Raw genomic sequence first — 9,045 nt, forward strand, 5'->3', positions numbered from 1 at the left:
TTCGGGATGGCCCGAGGCTCACCTCCCGCGGCGACACGATGATAGCCTCCATGGCCGTACCACAGTCGGGGAGAAGCGGCGTGAAATCTGCCGAGGATCAGGTTACAGCGCCACGAACGGCATCGCAGCGAGTGCAGGCGGCCGGCATGCAACCGTCACGGACGCGCATCGCGGCGTCCTGGGAGCGGTGCCTGCGCCAGCACGGCCTGGAACGCCACCGCATCGCCTTTCCCCAGATCGTCTCGGAACGGGAACTCAAGGACGTCCGAGCGCCGATCGACGATCTGATCCACCTCGCGACCCCGGAACTGGACCGGCTCTTCACGCGGCTCGCCCGATACGACTACGTCGTCTCCCTAACCGATGCGGCCGGGGTCACCGTGCTGTTCCGCTGCGGTGATCAGTTGGCTTCCGAGTGCCGCGCGGTCGGCGTCCTCCCCGGCGCGGTCTGGACGGAGGAATCCCAGGGAACGAACGGGATCGGCACCTGCATCAAGGAGCAGCGTGCGCTCTCGGTCGTCAGGGGCGAGCACTTCGGCGAGAGCCTCGCCGGATTGTCCTGCACCGTGGCCCCGATCTTCGGCGCGGCGGGCCGACTGGCTGCGGTGCTCAACGTCACCACGCCGCACGCTGATGCACTCTCGATGCAGGGCCTGGTGCGCGACATCGTCAGGCGATCCGCCCGGCGCATCGAGAATCGCTATTTCGAGCGCCGGAATCGCGGCCGCCCCGTGCTGCGGATTTCGGCGCAGGACGATTTCACTGATCTCGCCGCCGAGGTGAGGGTCGCGCTCGACGGCGGCGGACGGATCGTGGACGCGACCTCGGACGCGGCACGGCTTCTACCAGGTGAGAGCGGGGCGCCCCTCGGCATCAGGGCCGCGGAACTCCACGGCGTCTCCACCGGCCACTCCGACCGGGGGACCGATGCGGTGATGACGCATCAGGGCCGCCGCTTCTTCGTGCGCCGGGCGCGAGCCGACCGGGAGAGCGCCGCATCCGTGGTGCCAGCGGCCGCCGTCGCACCACCCCCGGGCGTGCCGGACATCGCTACCCTGGTCGGGCACGATCCGGTGGTGATCGAGCGCGTGCATCTCGCGCGACGTCTGCTCGACCGTCGGTTGCCGATCCTGCTCCAGGGCGAGACCGGAACGGGCAAGAGCGCGCTCGCGCGTGCTCTGCACAATGCCGGGATGCATGCGGGCGGACCCTTTGTCGCGATCAACTGCGCCGCCATCCCGGCCGAGCTGATTGAGAGCGAACTCTTCGGCTACCGCCCCGGCGCCTTCACAGGCGCCGCGCGGCACGGGGCGCGCGGGCGAATCCTCGAGGCGGATGGCGGCGTGCTCTTCCTCGACGAGATCGGCGACATGCCGATGGCGCTGCAGACGCGCCTTCTCCAGGTGCTGTCGGACGGCGAAGTCGTCCCGGTCGGTGCAGCGCAGCCGGTCCGCGTCTCCTTCGCGGTGGTCTCGGCGAGCCTGCACGACATCGCGGACCTCGTGCGGCAGGGGCGTTTCCGGCAGGATCTCTACTTCCGCCTCAACGGTGCGACCGCGCTCCTGCCAGCCCTGCGCGAGCGTGCAGACAAGGGCGCCCTGATCGACGCTGTCTTCCGTGAGGAGGGCGCGGAGGCCGGAATGCCGAACCTCGCCCTCGACCGGACCGCCCTCCGCCTACTGGTCAGTCATGCCTGGCCCGGAAACATTCGTGAGCTGCGGCACGTCGCACGTTACGCGGCCACATTGGCCGAGGATGGGATCGTGACGCCGGCATGCCTGCCCCCCTACTTCCGCCCGGCCGAGGCCGGCATGAGGGACGAGCGGAACATCACGGAAGCAGCGCTGACGCGGGCGGGCTGGAACGTTTCGCGCGCCGCGCGGCACCTCGGGATCTCGCGGGCCACCCTGCACCGCCGCATCGCCAGCCTTGACCTGAGCCGGCCGCCGCCACGGGGCGGCTGAAGGACCGTCGCGGCCGCGACACTGCGCTGTCTCATACGCGCCCGCCTGCGACAGGCGCACGCGCCCGGACAGGTTGGGCTAGAGGGATCGCGGCATTGGCATGCCAATTGCTATCATCCCCTGCGAATGCTCCGACAGGCAGCGAGAGCAGCTGGAGGAAGCTTGACATCGTGACCCGTCCAGAAATGTCGTCCAGCACCGCCATGACCCCGAGGGCCGGCCCGGCTTTCAGCGCGCCGCCGCCCAGCGTGGCGTTCCGGGCGGCGATGCGCCGTTTCGCCACTTCGGTGGCGCTCATAACCGGCCGGAGCCCCGGCGGCGCGCCGCATGGTATGGCAGCCTCCTCGATCATGTCCGTCTCGATGGACCCATGTTCAATGCTCGTCTCCGTCAACCGGTCGGCAAGCATCCATCCGGTGCTGGCGACCACGGGGTGCTTCTGCGTGAACCTCCTCGGCCACGACCAACGGGATGTCCTCGGTGCCTTCTCCGATTCCCGGCTGCGCGACCAGCGCTTTACCTCGGGCGACTGGCGCCTCGGCGCCGAGGGGCTGCCATATCTCCCATCCGCCCTGGCCGCGATCTTCTGCCGCGTCGCGAGCACGATGGACTACGGGACCCACACGCTGCACCTGGGGCCGGTCATCGACGTGATCGCAGGGGAAGCCGACGCGCCGTTGGTCTGGCTCGACGGCGCGCCCGCTGCGCTGCGCCACGTGGCCGGATGAGGTCGCCGGCCCGTCTCGGGGAACGTGCCGGAACGGAATACCCCCGCTATGCCTTCCAGCAGAAAGAAAGGAAACGCCGTGAAGCTTGGACTGTTCATGATGCCGCTGCATCCGTCGCACCGGCTGATGCACGAGATCATCGAAGAGAATGCGGACAAGATCATCCATGCCGACCAGATCGGGTTCGACGAGGCCTGGGTCGGTGAGCACTTCTCGGCGACGACCGAACCGCTCTCCGCGCCGATGATGTTCATGGCCTCGCTGCTGCGCCAGACGAAGAACATCGTGTTCGGCACCGGGGTGGTGTCGCTGCCCAACCATCATCCGGCGATCGTCGCGGCCGAGGCCGCGCAGTTCGACCACCTGAGCCGCGGCCGCTTCATCTTCGGCATCGGCCCATCGGGCTTGGCCAGCGACCACGAGCTGTTCGGCAACACGGATATGACGGTCCGCAACGAGCGCATGGCGGAATCTATCGAGACGATCCTGAAGATCTGGGGCCAGGACCCGCCCTACGATATCAAGGGCAAGCACTGGCACGTGAAGATAACCGATGCGATCGTGCCCGAACTCGGCGTGGGCTACATGCCCAAGCCCTACCAGAAGCCGCATCCGCCGATCGCGATGTCGGCCATGTCGCCCCATTCCTCGAGCGTGAAGACGGCGGCGCTGCGCGGTTGGGGGCCGATCAGCGCGAATTTCTGCCCCGAATACGTCGTGGCGAGCCATTGGGGGAAGTACGTCGAGGGCTGCCGCGAGGCCGGGCGCGAGCCGACCGGACAGGATTGGCGCGTCGCCCGCAACATCCTGGTGGCGGAAAGCGATCAGCAGGCGCTCGACTGGGCGATGGATCCGAAGGGAAGCAACCACTACTATTTCCGCTACCTCTGGGAAGTGCTGAAGCGCGCCAACTACACCGTCGTCATGAAATCCGATCCCGCGATGCCCGATGAGGCAGTGACCGTCGAGGGGCTGATCGAGAGCATGATGATCTACGGCTCTTCCCGCACCGTGACGGAGAAGCTGCTTGCCTTCCGCGAGCGTGTGGGGCCCTTCAGCACGCTGCTGATGGCCTCGATGGACGGATCCGGTGCGAACCGCCATCGGGAATGGGAGACAATGCGCCGCCTTGCGACGGAGGTGCTGCCGAGGGTGCGCGAGGCCACTCGACGCGCACCCGCTATGGCGTAGCGCCTCCCTGGCGGGGGCGGGGGACCGGGCCGCGTCTCCCTGGCGGCCCGGCCTCATGCGAGGCCGAGGCGCGGCCGTGCGCCGGGCGGCATCGTCGCAATCCCCGTGCATCGTGGCCAGGTGGAGCGCACCCCACGGCGTGACGCTGGCCGCCGGGCAGGTGGCGACCACCGGCACCTGCGTCGCGCTGCTGGAGGTCGCTCCGGGCGACGAGGTCTCGGCGGAGTATGGCGTCCTCGGGCGGGTGGGGCTGCGCTTCGCCCCGGCCTGATCCCAATGGCCCCTCAAGGACTGATACCCACCCCATGAAGCCCTGACTCCTGGGCTTGCTGCGACGCGGACCGGCGTGATTCATCGGCGGGCATGGCTTGAAGGAGCCGCGCATGCCGGCGCTGTGGATCAGGGACGACATCGCGCCGCAGGAGCCGCGGCGCCTGGCCAAGCTGGAGAAGGACCCGCGTGCTGCTCGGCAGCCGCTGGCCATTGCCGGGGCGCTGGGCGGGCTGAGCCGCGAGACCGCGGCGCGGATTGCCGGCATGGACCGGCAGACGCTGCGCGACTGGGTTATCCGCTGCAACCGCGCCGGACCTGATGGCTTGTCGGACCACTGGTGCCCTGATCGACGCTTCCACGCCGGCTCGTGTAGCCCGTGGCCGCCGTGGAGCCGGCGTCCGAGCACGCCGCCTCCGTGACTGCGCTACGCGTGCGACTTCGCGTCGAGCGGCCGGGGCGTTGCGGATGTGATGCCGCACCCGGACCGCCCCACGGCAAGGGCTCAGCTCCCCGGGTTGAACCAGGCGCCGCGCCAGTCGATTGCGCCGACGCCGAAGTCGAACAGCACGCTGATCTCGATCCCGTCTACGCCCTGGACCGGGTTGGTGCCGACGCGCGGCGCCTCGGCGCCGTCGAGATAGCCGTAGACGTAGACCGGCGAGGCCTCCTGGTGCGCGAAGAGATACCAGCGGTTCGCGGGGATCAACGGCTCCACCACCGGCTCGATCATGCCGGCGTAGATGTTCTCCCGGCTGATCTGGTCGGCCGCGACCGGCACCGTGAGCTGCCGCGCCGGCATCTCGAGGTTCGGCCCGACCAGGAGGCGCATGCGCTCGCCGATCGAGATCGGGATGCCGTCGAGGCTCCGCTGCTGCATGATCGCCGCCCGACCGGCGGCGAGGGAGGCGATGTCGAGCGCCGAGCCGGCGGCCGCCTTGTTCGCGCGTGCGGCGCCCGTCGCGAAGACCGGCGCGTTGCCGGTGGCGAGCGTCGGACCATCGCCGTTCGCCGCGTTCAGCACGCCGTAGGCGGTGGCGTTCTCGACGTCGGCGATGCGTCGGCCGATCATCGCCGCGAAGTCGGTGAAGGCGCCGAGGTCGTCATTCACCAGCATCTGACGCGTCACCCGCACGCGCCGTGCGAAGGTGGTCAGCGTCACGCTCTCCTGGCCCTCGGAGATCGTGCCGACCTGGATCTCCCCACCCTCGGCCAGCGGCAGCAGGGAGGGGAAGTCGCCGGCGCGGAGATGGTGGTGCGGGCGGAAGTCGCGGAAGTCCCGCCGCCGCATGATCTGGCGGTAGGTCGGCTGCGCAGGCGTGTAGCCGGCGAGCAGCATCTTGTTGGCTGCCGCCGACAGCAGGGCGGGGAAGTCCGCCGTGGTGGTGAGCGCCCGCTCGGCGATCACCAGCGGATCGCGCGAGGGCACCGGCTCGCCGCGGAGGCGGAGCAGCTCCTCGGCCATCTGCAGCGGGCGCATGTCGAGGAACTCGGCATGGCGGGGGTTCACGGCGCGGTAGCCATGCATGCCGCGCACCGCCATCGCCTCGGCCATGGCCTCGCGGATCTGGGCAGGGTCGTTCGGGTCCGGCTCGCGCGGCGCGGGCGCGGGCGGCGTCGGGCGCGGGAGGTCGGCGCCCTTCCCGGTGAGGATGTCCCAGAGCACGCCGCGCACGACGTCGGCGGACCAGCCCGTCTGGCAGGCGCGCTCCTGGAGGTGGTCGAGGATGCCGGGCGCAACCAGGCCGCGGCTCCTGGCGACGACCTGGCTGATCTCGGCGACGCGGGCGCGCTCGGCGGCGATCGGATCGGCGGTGGTGGTGATGGTGGGCATGGTGGATCCCTGGGAGGGGTTTGGAACGCACTGCGCCGGCACCCCCTCCAGGATGCCGGCGCAGGATCTCGTGCGGTGGTGCGTGGCGAGCGGATGCGCGCGCGGTCAGGTGACGCGGTAGATCGTAAACGAGCCGCGGGCGCCTTCGCGGTTCGGGCCGACCTGGCGGATGCGCTCCGCGGCGATCACCGTGATGCCCTGGCGCTTCTTCAGGCCCGCGAAGAAGCCGCGCACCGTGTGCTGCGCCCAGCCAGTGGCTTCGGCGATCTGCGCGACCGTCGCACCCTCGGGCCGGCGCAGCATGGCCAGCACCTGCTCCTGCTTCGTCCCCTCGCGCCGTTTGCGCGGGGTGCCGTCGATCCGCTCCGCGGCCCGACCCCGCGATGCGTGGGCGGGCTTGGCGGCGAGCAGGGCGCGCAGCGCCTCCATCGGCGCGTCCAAGGCGCCGATCATGTCGCCCTCGCGGTTGGCCTCGTCGTCCCAGGCGGCGAGGATCGCCGCGGCGGCGTCGCGCAGGGCGGCGCGTGGCGTGGCGGCGCGGGACGCGAGAGCCTGGTCGAGCATGGCGACTTCCTCCGTGAGGGGCGCGGCCTGGGCGGCTTCGGGCGCCGGGGCGTCCTCACCCTGCGGCGTCGGGTGCTCCGCGCCCGTGGGCGCGGTGTCGGCCACCGCGTCGCCCTCGTTCGGGTCGATGCCGATCGCGCGCAGCCCCTCGTCGGTGATGCGCGCGACGATCCAGGTGCCGTCCTCGTCCTGCCGCCAGCCGAGGCCGACATGCTCCCGCGGCGCATTGATCTCGGTCAGCAGGTTGGCCTTGATCAGGCTGCGGAACACCGCGTTGCGCGCCGCGGCCGGCAGGGTCTTGGGCGCGCGGGCCAGCCCCATCTCGTGCTGCGCGGCAGCGCTGAGGATCACGCGCTGGGTATCGGAAAGCTTGCTCATCGTGGTGGTCTCCGGTTCCGGGTGCCGACCATCGGCCCCTACTGCCGGGAGCCGCGGCGGAAATGCTGGTCCGCGATGTCCTTCAGCTTCGCGGTGGCATCCGAAAGCCAGGCCGCCTCGCCCCAGAGCACCGTCTCGGGGTCCGCGCCGAAATGGTCCTCGCTGGCCTGGGTGAGTTCGGCGAGGAGGGCATCGAATTCGGCCTTCTTCGCGAGGAAGGCGGCCAGGCTGTTTTCCTGGTTGCGGGCGGCGCGGGCGGTTCGCTCGGTCATGGTCGTCTCCGTCGTGCTGCAGGGCATCCCCTGCGGATGACGGACCATTCGCGCTGTGCCGCGCACGAGCCAAGCAAGATGGAGCGCAATGCGATTGCTATGAGCGAGCGGTCTGGATCACATCATGATTGACGATGCGGCCGTGACGAGGCTCAGCGGCGCGTCTCTGCTCCGATCGACTTCCCGCCGCTGGGAAGTCGATGCGGTCCGATGGTGTGCTGTGTCGCGCGCGTTACGCGCGCGGGTCGGTTTCCGATGAAGCAGGCGAATCAAGCCGATCGGCGACCTCCAGCAGCAGCGCGTGCATCTGCTCCTGCAGGATGGTCTGCACGAGATGCGGATCGCGGCCGATCTCGGCGGCAATCTGTCCCGCCACACGCGCCGGCCAGTTCAGCACGGCATCGCGCATGCCGGCGGCGACTTCATCGACACGGTGGTTGGCGGCGGCGAGGTCCATCAGGCGCCCCTTCTTCTCATCCATGGCCAGGCGTTGCGCCTCGACGCCGAGGGCGAGCCGCGCCAGCGTCAGGCGCCCCAGCGGCGTGGCATCTCCAGATACGGCCATAGGTGAGCGTCCCGGCACGGCCGATGCGGTGAGATCGCGGTGAACATGCTCGACGTCCCAGCATCCATCCGGCTCGCGGCTGATGCGCCCGACCCGCTCGGCCTTCTGGATTGCGGTGTGGGAGACGCCTAGCCGGCGGGCGAGGTCACGGGTGGAGGTGATGCGTTCTGGCAAGGGCATCTCCCGTCACGCGCGGTAGTGGCAACATGCTGGCAACAGGTTCGCACCTGGCAACCCATCGGATTCGAATCGTCTGAATGGCTTACGCGACGGTCCTGGCAACCTGGCAACCTCAAATTTCACCTGACGCTAGCGATGTTGCGCGCTGCTGCTCCCCGCATACGCCAGGCCCAGGAAGGAACCATGGCCTCGAAGCCGAGGCAGGCAGAGCTTCTGAACGTAAGGACAACTTACCCCGACTGGTTTCCGCTCCGCTACTGCTATGCGGCGCCTCGAAGCGCGGTGCTGGCGGTGCGCGCGACACCGCCAGCGTCCGACGCTACGCCGCCTCGCGCATCCTCCGCACGAGACCGTAGTGCACCGCCAGGACCGAGAGCGCAGCGGTGAACATGCCCTGCGCCTGAGCGGGCGCGATCGGCTTCCCCTGCCAGCCCTGCGACATGGCCCATTCACGGATCGAGCACTCAAGCCCGAGAACGTGCCACGCCGCCGAGCCGCCCGGGCTCCCTGGTCCGCCCAGCGCATCGAGAGCGGCCGCGACCTTATCCCGCGCCGCCACCTGCCGCTCCGTCAGCGTAGCGCCCGCGCCCTTCGGCATGCGGATCAGCTGCGTCGTGCGCATGCCGTCGAGCGCTGCCGAGCGGAACTGCGTGCGGAACACGCAGCCGGCCTCGTGCATCTCCGGAGAGATCGTGCCGTTGGCCAGCATTGCACCGAGCGTGTCGACCGCGCGGCGATGCTGCACGGGCGTCCCCGTCTCCGGGTCGGCCTCGCGGACGGCCTCGCCGAAGCCACCATGCTGCAGGCGCCATTTCGACGGCCGGGACAGATCCTCCGGCTTCTGCTTCGCGCGCGCCTTCCCCTTAGCGGCCATGCACCCTGCCTCCGTTGCGTCGCCCCCAGCGCCTGACTGCCTCATTGACGACCGCCTGGCGCAGCAGCGGATCCGAGATCTCATCCACCAGCAGCATGGCCACGCCCTGTTCGTGCCACGCCCGGCGTTGCATCGCATCCATCCCCGCGGCGGGAGTCGGGCTCCGTGCGGGATCGGGCGAGCAGCGCAGGGTCGGCCACGGCTGCGTGCCCTCGGTGCGCATGG

General features: G+C 69.9%; 12 protein-coding genes. 5 read left to right on the forward strand and 7 right to left on the reverse strand.

Annotated features, from left to right (window positions below; genetic code table 11):
* Nucleotides 1–80: 80 nt before the first annotated feature.
* Nucleotides 81–1,964 carry a sigma-54-dependent Fis family transcriptional regulator gene (locus GT007_RS01735; RefSeq protein WP_160119827.1) on the forward strand — a complete coding sequence of 628 codons (1,884 nt, stop codon included), beginning with the start codon at nucleotides 81–83 and terminating at the stop codon, nucleotides 1,962–1,964.
* A gap of 31 nt (nucleotides 1,965–1,995) precedes the next feature.
* Here the strand turns inward: GT007_RS01735 and GT007_RS22280 are convergent, their stop codons facing one another.
* Complete coding sequence (locus tag GT007_RS22280) at nucleotides 1,996–2,262, reverse strand: hypothetical protein (protein WP_236571463.1); 267 nt, start codon at nucleotides 2,260–2,262, stop codon at nucleotides 1,996–1,998.
* Here GT007_RS22280 and GT007_RS01740 point away from each other — a divergent pair.
* From GT007_RS01740 to GT007_RS22875, 4 genes are all read left to right on the forward strand, one after another.
* Nucleotides 2,231–2,692 (forward strand): flavin reductase family protein, encoded by a 462-nt coding sequence (locus GT007_RS01740; protein ID WP_236571459.1) that lies wholly within the window; start codon nucleotides 2,231–2,233, stop codon nucleotides 2,690–2,692. The two genes, GT007_RS22280 and GT007_RS01740, sit on opposite strands and share 32 nt — an antisense overlap.
* Before the next feature lie 78 nt (nucleotides 2,693–2,770).
* Nucleotides 2,771–3,883: an LLM class flavin-dependent oxidoreductase gene (locus tag GT007_RS01745; protein ID WP_160119829.1), complete on the forward strand. Its 1,113-nt coding sequence runs from the start codon at nucleotides 2,771–2,773 to the stop codon at nucleotides 3,881–3,883.
* 112 nt (nucleotides 3,884–3,995) lie between these two features.
* On the forward strand, nucleotides 3,996–4,154 hold the full coding sequence (locus GT007_RS01750; RefSeq protein WP_160119830.1) for a hypothetical protein: 159 nt from the start codon (nucleotides 3,996–3,998) through the stop codon (nucleotides 4,152–4,154).
* A 112-nt stretch (nucleotides 4,155–4,266) separates the two neighbouring features.
* Nucleotides 4,267–4,575: a helix-turn-helix domain-containing protein gene (locus GT007_RS22875; RefSeq protein WP_160119831.1), complete on the forward strand. Its 309-nt coding sequence runs from the start codon at nucleotides 4,267–4,269 to the stop codon at nucleotides 4,573–4,575.
* An 83-nt stretch (nucleotides 4,576–4,658) separates the two neighbouring features.
* Here GT007_RS22875 and GT007_RS01760 read toward each other — a convergent pair whose 3' ends face one another.
* The 6 genes from GT007_RS01760 to GT007_RS01785 all read right to left on the reverse strand — a co-directional run bounded on the left by GT007_RS01760 (nucleotide 4,659) and on the right by GT007_RS01785 (nucleotide 9,043).
* Complete coding sequence (locus GT007_RS01760; RefSeq protein ID WP_160119832.1) at nucleotides 4,659–5,987, reverse strand: phage major capsid protein; 1,329 nt, start codon at nucleotides 5,985–5,987, stop codon at nucleotides 4,659–4,661.
* A 105-nt stretch (nucleotides 5,988–6,092) separates the two neighbouring features.
* Nucleotides 6,093–6,929 (reverse strand): DUF3489 domain-containing protein, encoded by an 837-nt coding sequence (locus tag GT007_RS22150; protein ID WP_201451765.1) that lies wholly within the window; start codon nucleotides 6,927–6,929, stop codon nucleotides 6,093–6,095.
* 38 nt (nucleotides 6,930–6,967) lie between these two features.
* On the reverse strand, nucleotides 6,968–7,201 hold the full coding sequence (locus GT007_RS01770; protein WP_160119833.1) for a hypothetical protein: 234 nt from the start codon (nucleotides 7,199–7,201) through the stop codon (nucleotides 6,968–6,970).
* A gap of 232 nt (nucleotides 7,202–7,433) precedes the next feature.
* Nucleotides 7,434–7,940, reverse strand: coding sequence for a hypothetical protein (locus GT007_RS01775; protein ID WP_160119834.1), 507 nt, complete (start codon nucleotides 7,938–7,940; stop codon nucleotides 7,434–7,436).
* Nucleotides 7,941–8,265: 325 nt separating this feature from the next.
* Nucleotides 8,266–8,820, reverse strand: a complete 555-nt coding sequence (locus GT007_RS01780) for a hypothetical protein (RefSeq protein ID WP_160119835.1) — start codon at nucleotides 8,818–8,820, stop codon at nucleotides 8,266–8,268.
* Nucleotides 8,810–9,043, reverse strand: coding sequence for a hypothetical protein (locus GT007_RS01785; RefSeq protein ID WP_160119836.1), 234 nt, complete (start codon nucleotides 9,041–9,043; stop codon nucleotides 8,810–8,812). Before GT007_RS01785 ends, GT007_RS01780 begins: the two co-directional genes overlap by 11 nt.
* Nucleotides 9,044–9,045 lie beyond the last annotated feature (2 nt).

The sequence above is a fragment of the Rhodovarius lipocyclicus genome (assembly GCF_009900765.1).
In the GTDB taxonomy this organism is placed as follows: domain Bacteria; phylum Pseudomonadota; class Alphaproteobacteria; order Acetobacterales; family Acetobacteraceae; genus Rhodovarius; species Rhodovarius lipocyclicus.

Excerpts from the sequence above, each read along its gene's own strand:
- GT007_RS22280 (WP_236571463.1), bottom strand. The coding sequence starts at position 2,262 with ATGAGCGCCACCGAAGTGGCGAAACGGCGCATCGCCGCCCGGAACGCC.
- GT007_RS22875 (WP_160119831.1), top strand. The coding sequence starts at position 4,267 with ATGCCGGCGCTGTGGATCAGGGACGACATCGCGCCGCAGGAGCCGCGG.
- GT007_RS01770 (WP_160119833.1), bottom strand. The coding sequence starts at position 7,201 with ATGACCGAGCGAACCGCCCGCGCCGCCCGCAACCAGGAAAACAGCCTG.
- GT007_RS01785 (WP_160119836.1), bottom strand. The coding sequence starts at position 9,043 with ATGCGCACCGAGGGCACGCAGCCGTGGCCGACCCTGCGCTGCTCGCCC.
- GT007_RS01760 (WP_160119832.1), bottom strand. The coding sequence starts at position 5,987 with ATGCCCACCATCACCACCACCGCCGATCCGATCGCCGCCGAGCGCGCC.
- GT007_RS01740 (WP_236571459.1), top strand. The coding sequence starts at position 2,231 with ATGCGCCGTTTCGCCACTTCGGTGGCGCTCATAACCGGCCGGAGCCCC.
- GT007_RS01780 (WP_160119835.1), bottom strand. The coding sequence starts at position 8,820 with ATGGCCGCTAAGGGGAAGGCGCGCGCGAAGCAGAAGCCGGAGGATCTG.
- GT007_RS22150 (WP_201451765.1), bottom strand. The coding sequence starts at position 6,929 with ATGAGCAAGCTTTCCGATACCCAGCGCGTGATCCTCAGCGCTGCCGCG.